General features: G+C 65.7%; 19 protein-coding genes. 7 read left to right on the top strand and 12 right to left on the bottom strand.

Annotation, left to right across the window (positions count from 1 at the left end; translation table 11 throughout):
* Positions 1–5: 5 nt before the first annotated feature.
* On the bottom strand, positions 6–899 hold the full coding sequence (locus tag ASD87_RS26315) for a DMT family transporter (protein ID WP_056327896.1): 894 nt from the start codon (positions 897–899) through the stop codon (positions 6–8).
* A gap of 299 nt (positions 900–1,198) precedes the next feature.
* Here ASD87_RS26315 and ASD87_RS26320 point away from each other — a divergent pair, with 299 nt between their 5' ends.
* A complete protein-coding gene (locus tag ASD87_RS26320; protein WP_056327897.1) occupies positions 1,199–1,669 on the top strand; it encodes an Lrp/AsnC family transcriptional regulator in 471 nt (156 codons plus the stop codon).
* Positions 1,670–1,678: 9 nt separating this feature from the next.
* Here the strand turns inward: ASD87_RS26320 and ASD87_RS26325 are convergent, their stop codons facing one another.
* The gene (locus ASD87_RS26325) at positions 1,679–2,488 is read right to left on the bottom strand and encodes an alpha/beta fold hydrolase (RefSeq protein ID WP_056327898.1); all 810 of its coding nucleotides are present in this window, start codon (positions 2,486–2,488) and stop codon (positions 1,679–1,681) included.
* A gap of 140 nt (positions 2,489–2,628) precedes the next feature.
* Here ASD87_RS26325 and ASD87_RS26330 point away from each other — a divergent pair, with 140 nt between their 5' ends.
* Positions 2,629–3,126 carry a YbaK/EbsC family protein gene (locus ASD87_RS26330; protein ID WP_056327899.1) on the top strand — a complete coding sequence of 166 codons (498 nt, stop codon included), beginning with the start codon at positions 2,629–2,631 and terminating at the stop codon, positions 3,124–3,126.
* Positions 3,127–3,151: 25 nt separating this feature from the next.
* Here ASD87_RS26330 and ASD87_RS26335 read toward each other — a convergent pair whose 3' ends face one another.
* The 10 genes from ASD87_RS26335 to ASD87_RS26380 form a co-directional block, all read right to left on the bottom strand.
* A complete protein-coding gene (locus ASD87_RS26335) occupies positions 3,152–3,964 on the bottom strand; it encodes an ABC transporter ATP-binding protein (RefSeq protein WP_056327900.1) in 813 nt (270 codons plus the stop codon).
* Entirely contained in the window at positions 3,961–5,004 is a 1,044-nt protein-coding gene (locus ASD87_RS26340; protein WP_056327901.1) for an iron ABC transporter permease, read from the bottom strand. Before ASD87_RS26340 ends, ASD87_RS26335 begins: the two co-directional genes overlap by 4 nt.
* Positions 5,004–5,696, bottom strand: coding sequence for a tol-pal system protein YbgF (ybgF, locus tag ASD87_RS26345; RefSeq protein ID WP_056327902.1), 693 nt, complete (start codon positions 5,694–5,696; stop codon positions 5,004–5,006). Before ybgF ends, ASD87_RS26340 begins: the two co-directional genes overlap by 1 nt.
* 85 nt (positions 5,697–5,781) lie before the next feature.
* Entirely contained in the window at positions 5,782–6,282 is a 501-nt protein-coding gene (gene pal / locus ASD87_RS26350; protein ID WP_056327903.1) for a peptidoglycan-associated lipoprotein Pal, read from the bottom strand.
* A 31-nt stretch (positions 6,283–6,313) separates the two neighbouring features.
* The gene (gene tolB, locus ASD87_RS26355) at positions 6,314–7,636 is read right to left on the bottom strand and encodes a Tol-Pal system beta propeller repeat protein TolB (protein ID WP_056327904.1); all 1,323 of its coding nucleotides are present in this window, start codon (positions 7,634–7,636) and stop codon (positions 6,314–6,316) included.
* A 16-nt stretch (positions 7,637–7,652) separates the two neighbouring features.
* Positions 7,653–8,822, bottom strand: coding sequence for a cell envelope integrity protein TolA (gene tolA / locus ASD87_RS26360; RefSeq protein WP_056327905.1), 1,170 nt, complete (start codon positions 8,820–8,822; stop codon positions 7,653–7,655).
* Positions 8,823–8,861: 39 nt separating this feature from the next.
* Positions 8,862–9,323 carry a protein TolR gene (gene tolR / locus ASD87_RS26365; protein WP_056327906.1) on the bottom strand — a complete coding sequence of 154 codons (462 nt, stop codon included), beginning with the start codon at positions 9,321–9,323 and terminating at the stop codon, positions 8,862–8,864.
* Positions 9,323–10,003: a protein TolQ gene (gene tolQ / locus ASD87_RS26370; protein WP_056327907.1), complete on the bottom strand. Its 681-nt coding sequence runs from the start codon at positions 10,001–10,003 to the stop codon at positions 9,323–9,325. The genes tolR and tolQ overlap by 1 nt, the downstream gene beginning before the upstream one ends.
* 2 nt (positions 10,004–10,005) lie before the next feature.
* A complete protein-coding gene (gene ybgC / locus ASD87_RS26375) occupies positions 10,006–10,428 on the bottom strand; it encodes a tol-pal system-associated acyl-CoA thioesterase (RefSeq protein WP_056327936.1) in 423 nt (140 codons plus the stop codon).
* Positions 10,429–10,486: 58 nt separating this feature from the next.
* Entirely contained in the window at positions 10,487–12,217 is a 1,731-nt protein-coding gene (locus ASD87_RS26380) for a proline--tRNA ligase (protein ID WP_056327908.1), read from the bottom strand.
* A 65-nt stretch (positions 12,218–12,282) separates the two neighbouring features.
* Between ASD87_RS26380 and ASD87_RS26385 the strand changes: the two genes are divergently transcribed.
* The 5 genes from ASD87_RS26385 (at position 12,283) to ASD87_RS26405 (ending at position 17,274) form a co-directional block, all read left to right on the top strand.
* Entirely contained in the window at positions 12,283–12,855 is a 573-nt protein-coding gene (locus tag ASD87_RS26385; protein WP_056327909.1) for an RNA pyrophosphohydrolase, read from the top strand.
* Complete coding sequence (locus ASD87_RS26390; RefSeq protein ID WP_056327910.1) at positions 12,836–13,522, top strand: response regulator; 687 nt, start codon at positions 12,836–12,838, stop codon at positions 13,520–13,522. The genes ASD87_RS26385 and ASD87_RS26390 overlap by 20 nt, the downstream gene beginning before the upstream one ends.
* Positions 13,523–15,055 (top strand): sensor histidine kinase, encoded by a 1,533-nt coding sequence (locus ASD87_RS26395; RefSeq protein ID WP_235512828.1) that lies wholly within the window; start codon positions 13,523–13,525, stop codon positions 15,053–15,055.
* A gap of 260 nt (positions 15,056–15,315) precedes the next feature.
* Positions 15,316–15,744 carry a tripartite tricarboxylate transporter TctB family protein gene (locus tag ASD87_RS26400; RefSeq protein WP_056327938.1) on the top strand — a complete coding sequence of 143 codons (429 nt, stop codon included), beginning with the start codon at positions 15,316–15,318 and terminating at the stop codon, positions 15,742–15,744.
* A 6-nt stretch (positions 15,745–15,750) separates the two neighbouring features.
* Entirely contained in the window at positions 15,751–17,274 is a 1,524-nt protein-coding gene (locus ASD87_RS26405) for a tripartite tricarboxylate transporter permease (protein WP_056327911.1), read from the top strand.
* Positions 17,275–17,404: the final 130 nt, after the last annotated feature.

Here is a 17,404-nt window from a genome sequence, read left to right on the forward strand (position 1 = left end):
TGACCTCAGGCGGCGGCTGCGGCCGCCGCCGGGCGCAGCCGCGACGAGGCCAGCTTCACGCCCAGCAGGATCATGGCAAAGCCGTAGGCATGAAAGAGCTGCGGCGCCTCGCCCAGCAGCGGCCAGGCCAGCAGCGCCGCGTAGACCGGCACCAGAAACATCGACAGGCCCGCGGTTGCGGGACCGGCCACGCTGATAAGCCGGCCATAAACGTAATAGGCGCCCAGGCTCGGCACCACCGCCAGGAACAGCAGCACCGCCGCCAGGCGCGGGTCCGTCCACGCAGGCGCCATGCCGGCTGCCGCTTCAATGCCGGCAAAGGGCGCCAGCGCCACCGCGCCGCCCAGCATCATCGTCGCGAGCCGCGCACTGTCGGGCACCGCAGGCAGCGTCAGGCGCTTTTGCAGCACCGTGTACAACGCCCAGCCGGTGGCGGCCAGCAGCACCCACAGATCTCCTTGTCCGAACGCCAGCCGCACCAGCGCGTGGGCGTCGCCGCGCGTCAGCACCACCAGCACGCCGGTCAACGCCAGCGCCAGGCCGGCCGCGCGAGGCGCTGACAGCGGCTTGCGCCAGATCACCGCTTCCAGCAGCGTCACCAGCAGCGGGCTGCACGAAAAGATCAGCGCAATGTTGGTGGCGCTGGTGGTCTGCGCACCGATGTACTGCGGCGCCACCGCCACGCCCATGCCCAGCACGGCCAGCGGCAACAGCGCCGGCAGGCCGCGCCACAAGGCCCGGCGATGGGCGCGCAAGGCGGGGGCGGCAAACGGCAACAGGATCAGCAGGGCAATCAGCCAGCGGCCGAAGGCGAGAAAGACGGGGGGAAGGTTGGCGTCGTGCGCCCAGCGGGCCGCAACCATGTTCGAGGCGAAGAGCGCGGGGGCGACGAAAAGCATGACGGCGCCGGATAGGCCGAGACCGGATTTCGCGGGTGCTGCTGCGTGAGGCATGATTTCCAGCCGCGCGGATCGGCGCGCGGGCTTGCTGCGTGAAAACTGCCGGCGCACCTGCCGGGTTGTGCCGCAGCGTGAGCGCCGAATCGGGACGCGCGGGATAGGTGCGCGCCTTGAGGAAAGTCTACGGCGTCATGCGCAAAATAGGTTTCTTGATTCACGCCGGTTTACGACGATTTGAAGAATCTGATTTCTGTAAAATCCGTTGCCGTAGGGATTCTTCCTCCAATAGTCCGTCAACCATGCCCACATTGCCCAAACTCGATGACACCGACCGCAAGATCCTGCGCGCCCTGCGCGCAGATGGCCGGCTGACGAACCTGAAGCTGGCCGAAACGGTCGGCCTGTCGCCCACGCCCTGCTGGAACCGCGTCAAGGCGCTGGAAGAGGCGGGGGTGATCGAAGGTTATGCGGCCTTGCTGAACCAGAAGGCGCTGGGGCTGCCGGACACGGTAATGATCGAAGTCACGCTTGAGCACCACGACGACGACACCCTGGCGCGCTTTGGCGAGGAAATCAGCCGCCTGCCCGAAGTGGTCGAGGCGTTTCTGGTCACGGGCGAATACGACTACCTGATCAAGGTTGCCGTGGCGGGCACGGAAGGCTACGAGGAATTCCTGCGCAAGCGCCTGTACAAGCTGCGCGGCGTGCGGCACAGCCGTTCCACGTTTGTGCTGCGGCGCCTGAAGCACACGCCGTCGGTCGAACCCTGACCGCGCGGATCAACCGCCGATGAATTCCTGGATGGCGCCATTGAAGGCGCGGGGGTTGCCCAGGTTCATGCCGTGCGAAGAGCCCACGATGTCGATGCGGCGGGATTGCGGCAGCCATTGCGCCAGCGCATCGAGCACCGCGGGATAGGGCGCCGGGCTTAGCGCGCCGCCAATTAGCAGCACCGGCATCGTCACGCCGCCGATCTGCTCGGGCGTCAGGGTTTCCGGCCGTTCGTCCACCTGTCCGAAGAGCGTGCCCACGTTGTCGCGGACCATCTCCTTGAACCACGGCACCATGCGCTGCCAGGTGTTGGGGCCGGTCACCGTGTCCACGAACAGCGCCAACCCTTCCTCGATGTCGCCTTGCCGGATCAGCGTCAGGGCGCGTTGGCGAAAGCCCCCGCGTTCATCGACGCAACCGGGCAACTGCAGGCCGGGATCCGCCAGCGTAAGACTGCGCAGCGATTGCGGCTGACGCAGCGCGGCTTCCAATGCGACACGCCCGCCGCGGGAATGGCCCACCAGATGGGCCGGGCCGCCTGCCACCGTGTCGATGAATTCCAGCACATCGCTGGCGTGCTGCTCGACCGAAAAGCCGCCGCCTTCGCCGTCCCAGGTCTCGGGCCAATAGCGGCGCAGGCACACGGCCAGCACCCGGAACGAACGCCCCAGCGGCGCCATCTGCGACTTCCAGTAGCGGCTGTCGGACAGGGAGCCGTGCACCAGCACCAGCGGCGTGCCGCTGCCGTACTCGGTGTAGGACATGGCATAACCGCCGATGGGCGCGGTCTGCAAGGGCAAAACGGGTTCGGAACGCATGGGGATCGGGACGTGTAGCCAGGTCCGCATTCTAGCCCGGCATCAGGGCGCGGCGGCCCGGCCGGACGCTGATACACTCGTCTGCGGCCCGCCGGCGCCGTCCGCGCGCGGGCCAGTTTTCTTGAACGGAGTTTTCAACGATGTCGCCAGAATCCATCGCCGCCTTGCCGGAATCCGCTCAGCGCGTTGCGCGTCTGCTCGTGGAATTGGGGCATGACAAACCCGTGGTGGTGCTGCCCCAGACGGGCAAGACCTCGGCCGAGGCGGCCGCGGGGCTGGGCTGCGAAGTCGCCCAGATTGCCAAGTCCATCATCTTCCGCCGCGCCACCGACAACGCGCCGGTGCTCGTCATCGCCAGTGGCGCCAACCGTGTGGATGAAGCCAAGGTCGCGGCGCAGGTCGGCGAACTGGCCAAGGCCGACGCGCGCTTCGTGCGCGACATGACCGGTTATGCCATCGGCGGCGTCTGCCCCATCGGCCACGCCGTCAAGCCGGTCATGCTGCTGGACGCGGACCTCTTCAATTACGAAAGCCTGTGGGCCGCCGCCGGCCATCCGCATACCGTGTTCAACCTGACGCCGGCCCAGCTGGCGGACATGACGGGCGCGCCCGTCGCGGACGTGGCGCAGCGCGCCTGAGCTTGCCCGTGCCGGGCTGCGCGGTTCAGCCCGGGTGCGCCTGCAACCCGTCGATCAGCACCTGCCGCCGGCCTTTCGAGCACGCCTCCACGCGCGCCTGCACGCCATAGACGGCGGCCAGCGCGTGGGGCGTGATGACGTCGGCCGGGCTGCCTGCGGCGTGCAGCCGCCCTTCATGGATCATCACGGCCTGGTCCGCATGCTGCAGGGCCACGTTCAGGTCGTGCAGCACGATGAGGCTGATTAGGCCATGCTCGCGCGTTTCCTGCTGCAGCAGGCGCATGACGTGAAACTGGTAGTTCAGATCCAGGGCCGATAGCGGCTCGTCCAGCAGTAGCACGCGCGGGTGGCGGATCAGCGCCTGCGCCAACCCCACCAATTGTTTTTGCCCGCCAGACAGCGCGTCCAGATAGTGAAGGGCCAGATGCGCGATGCCCAGCCGCGCCAGCAGCTGGTCGATGGCTTGAAGGTCCACGGGGCGCGCCGCCGCGCCGCTGGCGCGGGCCGCGACCAGCACGGACTCGAATACGCGCAGGTGCACGGCCGCGGGCAGGCTTTGAGGCAGGTACACGACGTGGCGGGCACGCTCGGCGTGGTCAAGGCGCGTGAGGTCCAGCCCGTCCAGCGCCGCGCCGCCCGCGCGGGGCCGCACCAAGCCGGCCAGCGCCTTGAGCAACGTGGACTTGCCGCTGCCGTTCGGGCCCAGCAACGCCGTCACTTCGCCCGCGGCAAGCGCGGGGATCGTCAGGTCGTGCAGCACGTCTTCGCGCCCGTAACCGGCCGAAAGCGCCTGGACCGCCAGGCCGGCGGGGTGTGAGGCGGGAGCGGGCCTTGTCATGGCAACTGCCTGCGCAGCACGACGGAAACGAAGAAGGGAATGCCCACCAGCGCGGTCACGATGCCCACGGGCACCACCACGCCCGGCATGAGATTCTTGGATGCGATCGACGCCAGCGACAGGATCACCGCGCCCACCAGGGCGCTGCCCGGCAGATAGAAGCGGTGGTCTTCGCCGAAGAGCCGGCGCGCGATGTGCGGCGCCACCAGTCCGATGAACCCGATCGTCCCGACAAAGGCGACCGCCAGCGCGGACAGCAGGCTCACGCGCGCCAACGCCGCAACGCGCACGCGGCGCACATCCACGCCAAAGCTGGCGGCGCGGTCCTCGCCCAGCCGCAGCGCGGTCAGCTTCCAGGATTGCCGCATGGCCAGCGGCAAGGCCACCGCGAACGCCAGCGCCAGCACGCCCACGGTCGTCCAGCTGGAACGCGCCAGGCTGCCCATCGTCCAGAACACCAGGTTCTGCAAGGCTTCGGCGCTGGCGGTGAATTGCACCAGCGAGACCAGCGCATTGAAGGTGAACACCATCGCGATGCCGAACAGCACGACGCCCGATGTGTTCATGCCGCCCCACCGGGCCACCGCATCCAGCAGCAGCGCCGCCAGCAGGGCGAACAGAAAGGCGTTGGCGGCAATCAGCCAGCCGGCGGGAACGCCCGGCAGCCCGAACTGGAGCACGATCGCCAGCGAGGCGCCAAAGGCCGCCGCCGACGACACACCCAGGGTGAACGGGCTGGCAAGGGGATTGTTCAGGATGGTCTGCATCTCGGCGCCCGCCAGGCCGAGCGCCATGCCTACCAGCGCCGCCATCAGGGCCGACGGCAGGCGGATGTCCCAGACGATCACGCGATAGGTCGGATCAGCATCGCCCGGCGCCGCAAGCGTTTGCCAGAGCGCGCGCCAGGGCAGGCCGGATGGGCCCACGGTGAAGTCGATCAGCAGCGCAAACAGAATCGCCGCCAGCAGCAGGGCAATCAGCCCCGCCCGGCGGCGAAGAATCTGGCGGTAAGCGCCTGCCGCGCTGGCGGCGTGCGGCATTACTGCAGCAGTTGCAGCCGGCTCTTGGCCGTGGTGGCGGCCGGCGTGGTGGGGTAGTCGCGCACGATGCGTTGCAAGGTGGCCTTGGCGCCGGCGCGGTTGTTCAGTTCGATCTGGCTGCCCGCGATGATCAGCAGGGCATCCGGCGCGCGGGCGTTGTCCGGCGACTTTTGCACCATGGCGTTCAGCTGCTCGATGGTGCCCTTGAAGTCCTTGAGCGCATAGCGGCTGCTGCCCTGGTAGAACTGGGCGCTGGGCGCGAGCTGGCTGTTGGGGTAGAGCGCGGTGAAGGCGGCCAGCGATTCGGCGGCTTCCTTGTATTGGCCCTTGCGGAACAGGTCCATCGCGCCGTCATAGGCGGTCTGTTCCTGGGGATCGCCTGCAGAGGCGCCCGGGGGATTTGCGCTACCCGGCGCGGCGCCGCCCGGCTTCGCGCTCGGTTGCTGGCGCGACACCAGTTCGAGCTGGTCGCGCAGCTGGGCAATTTCCTGCTGCAGGGATTGAATCTGGTCGGCCAATTGCAGCTTGGCGCGCTGGCTTTGCTCGTTCTGCTGCTGCACCTGCTGGCGCAAATCCAGGATGGCCTTGCGGGCTTCATCGTCGGAAAAAGCGTGAGCGGGGGCCGTGAGGGCGGCTAGCGCCAGGCCAGTGGCCACAATCAGGGGACGCAGGGACAGAACTTGATCGCGCATGAATATTCCCGGGGATAAAAACAAACGTCGGGACGGCCGGCTGGCCGTCCCGACGCGAGGTAGGGCTCCAGACTAAGCGAAAAGCTTAACGCAGATAATTGATATCGGCGCGGCGGTTTTCGGCAAAGTCGGCTTCAGTCGTACCCGTCGAGCGCGGCTTTTCCTTGCCGAAGCTGATGGTTTCGATCTGGTTGTCGCTGACGCCCAGCAGGGTCATCATGCGACGCACGGCGTCGGCACGACGCTGGCCGAGGGCCAGGTTGTACTCAGCACCGCCGCGTTCGTCGGTATTGCCTTCGATCTTGACCTTTTGCTGTTGGTGCGAGGCCAGGTACTTGGCATGGGTTTCGACCAGGCCACGGTATTGGTCCGACACGGTGTAGCTGTCGAAATCAAAGTACACCGAGCGCTGTTGCGCCAGGATGCTTTGGGGGTTGAAAGGATCAAGGATTTGGCCAGAGGCCGAAGATCCTTGGCCAGCGCCTCCACCCTGACCCGCTTTATCGTCGAGAGGGACGGAGCTGCAAGCTGCCAGGGCGGCAGCCAGAGCGGCGATGGTTAGGCTTTTGGCAATGCGCGACTTCATGATAGTTCCTTTGCAAAGAGAGTCACACGTGTTATCGGGTAAATGGGCCCCAAGTCGGTTCACGTATTTCCCCGTTCAGTACCGAAAGCGTCTGTCGTACGCGTCCATCGCTCGAGACACCTGCAAGCACGCTACGGCCATTCTGGATGGCTGCGTAGAGCACTTGCATGCCGTTTGGCGCAAAGCTGGGCGACTGATCGTCACGACCATCAGTCAGCAAGGCTTCGGCGCCAGTGGACAGGTTCAAGGATGCGATTCGAAACGCGCCGTCTCGTCTTGCAACGTACAGCAGCGTCGATCCGTCGGGGGAAATTCGGGGTGATATGTTGTAACCACCATTAAACGTGAGACGGCGGGCTTCGCCGCCTGTCGAGCCGGTCTGATAGATTTGCGGCCCGCCGCTGCGGTCACTCGTAAAGATAATGGAAGCACCGTCAGGCGTAAAGCTCGGCTCGGTGTCAATCCCGGGAGAACGCGTAACTCGGGTCGGATTCGAGCCATCGGCCGCATTAACGACGTAAATTTGCGACAAACCGTCACGCGTCAGAGCGACCGCGAGCTTGCTGCCGTCAGGCGACCAACCGGGGGCGCTGTTGTTGCCCTTGAAGTTGGCGACCGGTGCACGCGCGCTGGTGGCCAGGGTGTGCACATAGACGACGGGCTTGCCGGACTCGAAGCTCACGTAAGCAAGCTTGCTGCCATCGGGCGACCAGGACGGCGAAATGATCGGCTCGCGCGAGCGCAGGGCGACCTGGGGATTCTGGCCGTCGGCGTCAGCCACCTGCAGTTCGTAGGTGGAACCCTTCTTCAGCACGTACGCGATACGCGTCGAGAACACGCCGCGAACGCCGGTGATCTTTTCGTAGATGCGATCGGCGATCTGGTGGGCCACGCGGCGCAGTTCCTGCTCGGTGCCCGAGAAGGCCACGCCGTCCAGCTGCGACTTCTTGACCGTGTCGGCCAGGCGGTAGCGCACGTCGTAGCGGCCATCGGCGCCCCGCGTGATGCTGCCGTAGGCGATGAAGTCCGCACCCTTGCCGCGCCAGTCGTCGTGGGCGATCGGGGAATCCACGTTCAGGCCGGAGCCCGCGGCGTTGATCAGGCGGAACTGGCCGGTGCGGGTCAGGTCGGCGCGAATGACTTCGGCCAGTGCGCGGCCGTGGGTGTCATCGACCGCGAAGTCGGCGATGGCCACGGGGTATTGCGTGGCGCCGGTGCCGGAGATGTCGACACGCAGCTGCGCGTGGGCGGGCTTCATGGCCATCAGGCAGGCAAGCGCCACCATCAGCAATCCGATTCCATACGCTCTCCAGAGCGCGAGAGTGGGTACTCGTCGGCTATAAGCGGGAGTCATGTTCGTCAATCTCCTGTCAGTCATACATTCTGTAGACAACGTCAATAATGGGTTCGTAGCGGCCCGTCGAGGGCTTCGGGAACGGGTTGCAACGGCGGATGCCGGTTTCGACCGCGCGGTCAAAGCCCGCGTTGCCAGAAGAACTGGTCAACGTGACGCCATTCACCTTCCCGTCAGAACCTAACTGTACCCGGTATTGCGCGGTCGGATTTCCCGAGCCGCTGCGGGGCGGAGGCGGATACGCCACCCCGGGCTGCACGCAGGCCCGGACCTTGGCGCCGTAGCCGCTGTCGCGTCCGCCGCCCGCCTGGTTGCGGTCGGCGGTGCCGCCCGGAATGCCGGCGGCGCCCAGGGCGTCGTTGCGGAACGCGTCCTTCAACGCCTTGTCGGCGGCGGCCTTCTTGGCAGCGGCGGCCTTCTCGGCGGCAGCCTTTTCCGCAGCCGCCTTCTCGGCCGCAGCCTTCTCGGCAGCGGCTTTCTCGGCGGCAGCCTTTTCAGCTGCTGCCTTCTTGGCGGCTTCTTCCTTGGCCTTCTTCTCGGCGGCGGCCTTTTCGGCGGCAGCCTTCTCGGCGGCCTTTTCAGCAGCAGCCTTGTCGGCGGCAGCCTTCTCCGCCGCGGCCTTCTGGGCGGCAGCCTTCTCGGCAGCGGCCTTTTCAGCGGCGGCCTTCTCGGCGGCCTGGCGTTCCTGCTCCAGGCGCTTCTTTTCCTTCAGCTCGGCCTGCTTGCGCTCTTCTTCCAGGCGCGCCTTTTCCTTGGCGGCCTCGGCGGCTTCGCGGGCCTTCTCTTCCTGCTCGCGCTTTTTCTTCGCCTCCTGGATGGCGATCTCGGGATCGACTTCCTCGGTCTTGGCCTGGACCTGCGGTTGGGGCTCAGGCGGCGGCGGAGGAGGAGGGGGCGGAGGCGGCGGCTCCGGCGTCTTTTCAGGCTCGGGCTCGGGCTGCGGCTTGGGTTGGGGTTTGGGCGGTTCGGGCTGCGGCGTGGGCGGCGGCGAGACGGGCGAATTGCCGTCTGCCCAGAGTTCCACCTGGACGGGGCCAGGGTTCTCGGTATGCCAGTTCACGCCAAAGATCAGGGCAACCAGCAGCAGCAGGTGCACCGCCACAGCCAGAATCAGCGAATTCCGGTTGTCGTTGTTGGGCGGGGTGGCCGGCGGGCCGCTGCGGTGTCGAATTATGGGTGGCGTCATGTGCGGTGCATGCCGGCCGGGCCGGCGGATGGCGGCGCGTTAGCGTTTCTTGGCGGGTGCGGGCTGTTGGGCGCCTGCGGCGGACTGGTCCACCAGCAGACCCAGGCGGGTGATGCCGTTGGTGCGCAGCTCGTCCATGACCTTCACAACCGTCTCGTAGGGCACCTTGCCGTCGGCGGCGATGACCACCGGCGTTTCCGCGGTAATGCGCGAACGCACTTGCGCCACCAGTTCGGTGCGCGCGATGTCCTGCATGGTGGCGCCGGCTTCGCGCATGCGCAGCGCGATCTTGCCGTCTTCCGAAATCTGGACTTCCAGCGGCTTGACGGGCACGTCGGAGGCGGCGCCCACCGACGGCAGTTGGATCAGCCCGGGCGTGATGAGGGGCGCGGTCACCATGAAGATGACCAGCAGCACCAGCATCACGTCGATGTACGGCACCACGTTGATGTCGGCCTTCATGCGGCGGCCGGACCTGCCGCGCGAGCTTACCGAGGGCATTAGCGCACCTGCCGTTGCAGAATGTTCAGGAATTCATCGACGAAGCTGTCAAAGCGGATCGAGATGCGGTCGATATCATTCGTGAAACGGTTGTAGGCAACCACGGCAGGAATGGCGGCGAACAGGCCGATGGCGGTGGCGATCAGCGCCTCCGCAATGCCGGGAGCCACCGAGGCCAGCGTGGCCTGCTGCATGTTCGACAGGCCGATGAAGGCGTGCATGATGCCCCAGACCGTGCCCAGGAGGCCGATGTACGGGGACACCGAACCGGCGGAGGCCAGGAAGTTCAGGTGCGATTCCAGCGCGTCCATTTCGCGCTGGTAGGCGGCGCGCATGGCGCGGCGCGGGCCGTCCAGCACTGCCGTGGCGTCGCCGCTGGCATTGCCGCGGCGGGCCTTCAGGAATTCGGTCATGCCGGCATCGAAGATGCGGGCGAGGGCGCCCTGCTCGTCGCGGCGCGAGGCCACGGCCTGCTGCAGCATCGACAGGTCGCCGCCCGACCAGAAGTCGTCTTCGAAGCGGCGCGTCTGGTCATGGGCCCGCTTGATGGCCATGCGCTTGGCGAAGATGTAGGTCCAGGACATGATCGAGATACCCAACAGCATCAGCATGATCAGCTGGACCGGCACGCTGGCGTGCGAAATCAGCGAAAGCAACGACATGTCGTTGGTGACTTGCATGGTTATTCCTGAATGAATTCCAGTTTTGCGCGAATGTCGGCCGGCAATTCTGCCGGCCGCATGTGAACGGCATCGACGCAACAGACTTGGATGTTGCCTTCGGCAAGCAGTTCCCCGTTGCGCTCCGCGCGCTGCGCGAAGTGTATCGAAGCGCGGCCCAGTTTGGTGACTCGGCTGCGTATGGTAAGCAAATCGTCCAGTCTGGCCGGTTTGCGGTAGGACATGTCCAGGGCGCGGACAACGAACAGCCGTTGCTCGCTGGCGGCCAACCCGGATTGGTTGACGCCCAGATCGCGCAGCCATTCGGTGCGTGCCCGCTCCAGGAATTTCAAGTAGTTAGCGTAGAAGACCACCCCGCCGGCATCCGTGTCTTCGTAGTAGACGCGGACTTGCAGGGTGGATTCGGCGGACTTCTGATCGGTCACGATACTCAGGAAATGATGGTGCGGGTCGGGACGCGGCAAGTCCGTAGCAGCTACAGGGTTAAAGCGTGTCGAGCTTCGTCAGCACCGCTTCCAGCGCGGACTCTACCGGAATCTTGGCCGCTTCGGTTTCCCGACGGGCCTGCAATTCCACCACACCGTCGTTCAGACCGCGTTCTCCAACTGTTACACGCAGCGGCGCACCGATCAGTTCCCACTCGGCAAACATGACGCCGGGGCGCGCATCGCGGTCGTCCAGCATGACGTCCACGCCGCGCGCCAGCAAGGATTCATAGAGCTTTTGCGCGGTGTCACGCACCGTTTCACTTTTGCCCCAGCCCACGGGGCAGATGACCACTTCGAAGGGGGCGAGCGCGCGGGGCCAAATGATGCCGCGGGCGTCGTGGTTCTGCTCGATGGCGGCGCCCACGATGCGGGTCACGCCGATGCCGTAGCAGCCCATTTCCAGGACGGCCGGCTTGCCGGTTTCGTCCAGGAAGGTGGCCTTCAGGGCTTCGGAGTACTTCTTGCCCAGATAGAAGACGTGGCCCACTTCGATGCCGCGCTGGATCGACAGCGTGCCCTTGCCATCCGGCGAGGGGTCGCCCGCCACGACGTTGCGCAGGTCGGCCACTAGCTCCGGTTCGGGCAAGTCGCGGCCCCAGTTCACGCCCTGGATGTGGAAGTCTTCGCGGTTGGCGCCGCAGACGAAATCGGCCATGTTGGCGACGGTGCGGTCGGCAATCACGTGGACCGGCTTGGCCGTCTTGACCGGGCCCAGGTAGCCGGGCTTGCAGCCGAAGTACTCGACGATCTCGGCTTCGGTGGCGAACCGGAAGCCCGCCAGGCCCGGCAGCTTGCCCGCCTTGATCTCGTTCAGTTCGTGGTCGCCGCGCAGGAGCAGCAGCCAGATGTCGACCTTGCCTTTTTCGCCGTCGGTGGCCAGGACGATCGACTTGATCGTGCGCTCCAGGGGAATGCCCAGCAGCTTGGCCACGTCCTCGCACTTGGCGGCGCCGGGCGTTGCGACGTCCGCCATCGCTTGGGCGGCGGCGGCACGGGTGGCATACAGGCTGGGCGCTTCCGCCAATTCGATGTTGGCCGCGTAGTCCGATTCCGCGTTGTAGACCAGCAGGTCTTCGCCCGTGTCGGCGATCACCTGGAATTCATGGCTGCGCGTGCCGCCGATGGAGCCCGTGTCGGCCGCCACCGCGCGGAATTCCAGGCCCAGGCGGCCAAAGATGCGCATGTAGGCGGCAAACATGGTGTCGTAGCTGCGCTGGGCGCCGGCTTCGTCGCGGTCGAAGGAGTAGGCGTCCTTCATCGTGAATTCGCGGCCGCGCATCAGGCCGAAGCGGGGACGGCGCTCGTCCCGGAACTTGGTCTGAATGTGATAGAAGTTCAGCGGCAGCTGGCGGTAGCTGTGGATTTCATTGCGGGCGATGTCCGTGATGACTTCCTCGGACGTCGGCTGCAGCACGAAATCGCGCTGGTGCCGGTCCTTGATGCGCAGCAGTTCCGCGCCGTACTGCTCCCAGCGGCCGGATTCCTGCCAGAGCTCGGCCGGCTGCACCACGGGCATCAGCAACTCGATGGCGCCCGCCGCGTTCATTTCTTCGCGGATGATCGCCTCGACCTTGCGGATGACCTTCAGGCCCAGCGGCATGTAGGTGTAGATGCCGCCCGCGAGCTTGCGGATCATCCCGGCGCGGGTCATCAGCTGGTGGCTGGCGACTTCCGCTTCGGAAGGGGCTTCTTTGAGGGTGTTGATATGGTAGTTGGATGCGCGCATGTTTAAAGGTGGCAGCAGATACGTATAATCGACCGTAATTGTATTGAATTCGGTGGGGGTGGCCCATGCTTGACCGCGAAGGCTACCGCCCCAATGTCGGCATCATTCTCGTCAACACTAGAAACGAGGTCTTTTGGGGCAAGCGTATCAGGGAACATGCATGGCAGTTCCCTCAGGGCGGCATCAAGTATGGCGAAAGCCCGGTGCAGGCCATGTATCGCGAACTCCATGAAGAGGTGGGCCTGAAGCCCGAGCATGTCCGTATTTTGGGGCGTACACGCGATTGGTTACGTTATAACGTGCCCGATCACTTTGTCCGGCGTGAGTGGCGCGGCCACTATAAAGGACAAAAACAGATTTGGTTCTTGTTGCGCCTGGTGGGACGTGACAGTGATGTGTGCTTGCGCGCGACGCAGCATCCGGAATTCGACGCCTGGCGCTGGAGCCAGTACTGGGTTCCGCTGGATGCCGTCATCGAGTTCAAGCGAGACGTCTATACCCAGGCGTTGAACGAGTTGTCGGCTATCCTCTTTCGGCGCCATCACGAAACCCGCTACCTGCGCCAGCGTGTGCATGGTCAGCGGGCAGCAGAGAATTTGCCCGAAGGAACGGACGGTCATGCGCATATTGTTGGTTGAAGACGAACGGGACATGGCGTCCTGGCTGATGCGCGCGCTCGCCCAAAGCGGGTTCGTACCCGATCACGCGGCGGATGCGCGCACGGCCGAAGCCTTCATGGCGGGCACGGAATACGATGCCATCGTCATGGACTTGCGCCTGCCCGACAAGCACGGGCTCGTCGTCCTGCGCGAAATGCGCAACCGCGACGACCGCACCCCCGTCCTCCTGCTGACCGCGCAGGGCGCGCTGCAGGATCGCGTCCGCGGCCTGAACCTGGGCGCGGACGACTTCCTGACCAAGCCCTTCGCACTGGAAGAACTGGAAGCCCGCCTGACGGCGCTCGTGCGCCGCAGCCGTGGCCGCCAGCACCCGCGCCTGCAGTGCGGTTCGCTGTCCTACGACAGCGAAAGCCGAGCCTTCACGCTGGACGGATCGCTGCTGTTCCTGACGCCGCGTGAACACGCCGCCCTGGCGGCGCTCCTGACGCGCAGCGGCTACCCGGTGGACAAGTCGCAATTGTTCGGCAAGGTTTTCACCCACGACAGCGAAGCCAATCCGGACGCCATCGAAGTCGTGCTGCACCGCCTGCGCAAGAAGCTGGCCGGCAGCGACGTGCGCATCGTGACCGTGCGCGGGCTGGGCTACATGCTCGAAAGCGTGGCCAGCGAGTCCGCGGAACCCTAAGTGAGCCTGCGGATTCCCGGTTTGCCGCGCGTCGGCATCCGCGCGCTTCTCATCATCCTGCTCTTGCCCGGCGTGGTGGTGCTGCTGGTCATCGACAGCCTGAACGACTACCGCACCCTCTCCGAAATCACCAACGAGGCCTACGACAGCGCCTTGGTGGAGCCGGCGCGGGTGCTTGAAAGCAGCCTGGAATTCACGCCCGACGGCAACCTGCAGGTGGCCACGCCGCTGTATGCGCAGGTCATGCTCGAATCCCGGGCGGGCCTGCGCAAGTATTTCCGCATCGAGGAAATCGATCCGCCCTTGCCGGATGGGGCGCCCGTGCCCCAGACACAGGGCAAGACGCTGCTCGGCATGCCGGAAATGCCGCGTCCGCCTTCCTGGCCCCGCTCGAACGGCCAACCCATCTTCTACGACGGCGTGTATCGCAACGACCCCGTGCGGGTCGTGTCCGTCGTGCGCGATCTCTATTACCAGGGCCAGCATCGTCAGGTGCTGGTGGTCGTGGCCGAAAGCACTGGCAAGCGCATAGAGGCCGAGAACAGCGCGCGGCGCCAGGAGATCCTGCGCGATTCGCGGATGCTGGCGCTGGTCGTGCTGCTGGTGTGGTGGGGCGTGTCCTGGGCATTGAAGCCGCTGCGCCGGCTGCAGGCCGACATCCGCAGCCGCCGCCCCGACGATCTGACGCCGCTGGACGCCTCGCGCGTGCCCAGTGAGGTCGCTCCACTGGTGGAGGCCGTCAATCACCACATCGCCCGTTACCGGCGGGTGCTGGACGAGCAATCCAGCTTCCTTGCCGACGCCTCGCACCAGTTGCGCACGCCGCTTGCCATTATGCTGACGCAGGCCCAATACACGCTGCGCGAACGCGACCCGGCACGCGTGCGCGAAGGGCTGCGCGCCATCGTCGACCAGTTGGGCCGCACGCGCCGCCTGACCGAGCAGTTGCTGTCGCTGGCGCACGCCAACCAGGCCGGTCAGACCCCGCGTCAGTTGCTCGACATGAACGCGGTGTCGCGCGAAGTCGTGTTGCAGTACCTGCCGCTCGCGCACGAAAAACAGCAGGACCTGGGTTGGGTGCAGGCCGATGCCGAAGACGGTCAGGACACGCCGGTGCCGGTGTCGGGCAACGAAGCCGAGCTGCACGAAGCGCTGTCCAACCTTGTGCACAACGCCATCCATTACGCCCCGGCGGGCGCGCGCATCACGGTGTCCGTGTGCCGCGCCGACAACCGCGTCGAGGTTGCCGTGTCCGACAACGGCCCCGGCCTGGATCCGGTCATGCGCACGCGCGCCTTCACGCGGTTCGAGCGCGTGGGCACCGACAAGCCCATGACTTCCTCCGGTTCGGGCTTGGGGTTGGGCATTGCGCGCGCCTACGCACGCCGCAACGAAGGCGATATCGAACTGCGCGACGGCGAGCCCAACGACCAGGGCGGCGTTGGTCTTGCGTCGGTGCTGTGGCTGCCGCTGGCGCCCACCGTATCGCAGTATCCGAGACCCGCAGAGGTCCAGCTCAAGGGCGATCAATAGCGCCCGTTTCTTCACTGTCCGCTACTTTCTTGCGCCTGGCGCGCCTGCCGATCAGGGATAACCCCCGGATTCAGGAATGCGACAGCGCATAGAAAGCGGATTAGCAGCTTCCTTCCGTAATCTGCGATCCGGCCTGTCGTCAGGGGCCGGGCGCTGCCCGCTTCGAGCAGCGCATGAAAGGCCGGCGCTGTCCGGCACAAGGAAGGAGGACGGAAGTGAAAAAGACAATCAACAGAAAGGACTATTACGGCGGTGCGCTGATGGTCCTGATCGGTCTGGCCGCGATTTACGGTGGCACGGACTATCACATCGGCTCGCTCAGCCACATGGGTCCGGGATTCTTTCCCGCGGCGCTGGGCGGCCTGCTGGCGCTCACCGGCCTGCTGATCGCGATGTCGGCGCGCTCGGCCGAACCTTCGGCTCCCGCGCCCGCTGAAGGCCATCCCACCGGCATGCCGGACATCCGCGGCAGTGTCTGCATCCTGCTCGGCATCCTGGCCTTCCTGCTGCTGGGCCATTACGGCGGCCTGTTGCCCGCCACATTCGCCATCGTCTTCATCTCCGCGCTGGGCGACCGCACCAACACGATCAAGCAGGCCGTCCTGCTGTCGATCGCCATGTCCGCGATCGCGGTCGTCGTTTTCTGGTGGGCGCTGCAACTGCAGCTTCCGCTGTTCCGTTGGGGTTGAAGCGCCATGATTTCTCAAGCTTTGGTAGACCTTTGGTACGGCTTCGGCGTCGCGTTCCAATGGCACAACCTGATGTGGTCGTTCTTCGGCGTGCTGGTGGGCAACCTCATCGGCGTGCTGCCCGGCATGGGCGCGCTGTCCGCGATCTCGATCCTCTTGCCGCTCACCTACGTCATGCAGCCCGTGCCCGCCATCCTGATGCTGGCCGGCATTTTCTATGGCTCGCAATACGGCGGCGCCATCGGCGCGATCCTGCTCAACCTGCCTTCGCATCCGCCGCACGCGGTTACCTGCCTGGACGGTTATCCACTGACCAAGCAGGGCAAGGGCGGGACAGCGCTCGGCATCACGATGATCTGCTCGTTCTTCGCGGCATCGGTCGGCATCATCGTCATGATCTTTGCCTCGCCGCTGCTGGTTGAAGTCGCGTTCAAGTTCGGCCCGACCGAGATCTTCTCGATCATGCTGCTGGGCCTCCTGGCAGGCGCCACCATGTCGCGCGGCTCGCCGCTCAAGGGCGTGGCGATGACGCTGTTCGGCCTGATGTGCGGCGTGGTGGGCACCGACGTGAACACGGGCACCATCCGGTTTTCGTTCGGCTTGCTCGACCTGTCCGACGGCCTGGAACTGGTCGCGATCTCGATGGGTCTGTTCGGCGTTGCCGACTTCCTGATGAGCGTGAACCGCATGACCATCATCGGCAGCGGCGCCAAGCTGCGCCTGCGCGACATGCGGCCCAGCAAGCAGGAACTGAAGACCGCCTTCTGGCCCATGGTGCGCGGCACGGCCGTCGGCACGCTGTTCGGCGCCATGCCCGGTACCGGCCCGACGATCACCACGTTCGTTGCTTACGCGCTGGAACGCAAGATCTCCAAGACGCCCGAGAAGTTCGGCACCGGCATGATCGCCGGCGTGGCCTCGCCAGAAGCGTCGTCGCACTCGAAGACGCAGGTCGACTTCATCCCGACGATGAGCCTGGGCATTCCCGGCGACGCGGTGATGGCGCTGATTCTGGGCGCGCTGCTGATCCAGGGCATCCAGCCCGGCCCGCAGCTCATCACCGAGCATCCGGACATCTTCTGGGGCCTGATCGCCAGCTTCTGGGTGGGCAACGTGCTGCTCATGGTGCTGAACGTGCCGCTCATCGGCGTGTGGGTCAAGCTGCTGCAGGTGCCTTACCGCTACCTCTTCCCGTCGGCGCTGTTCTTCATCGCAGTGGGCGTGTACAGCACGCAGAACAGTCTCTTCCAGATCTGGGAAGTGCTGGCCTTCGGCGTGATTGGCGCGGTGCTCATGACGCTGGAATTCTCGGTCGCGCCCATCCTGCTGGGCTTCGTGCTCGGCCCCATGGTCGAAGAGAACTTCCGCCGCGCGCTGCTGCTCTCGCGCGGTGACCTGGCCGTGTTCGTCGAACGTCCGATCAGCGCATGGTTCATCGGCGCGAGCGCATTGCTGATCACGCTGCAGGTCTGGGCCTTCCTGCGCCGCAACAAGCACAAGAACAAGCCCGAAGTGCCGCAGACGGCCTGATCCCCGGCCCCGGCATCCGGCACACGCGGCCCGGCTTAGGCCGGGCCGTTCTACTTGTGCAGGCCCGGCTCATGCCGGGCCGCTTCACTTGTGCAGGCCCGGCTTGCACCCGGCCGTTTGATTTGTGCGG

Origin of the sequence: Achromobacter sp. Root170 (assembly GCF_001428165.1) — a bacterium.
Taxonomy (GTDB): Bacteria; Pseudomonadota; Gammaproteobacteria; order Burkholderiales; family Burkholderiaceae_B; genus Achromobacter; species Achromobacter mucicolens.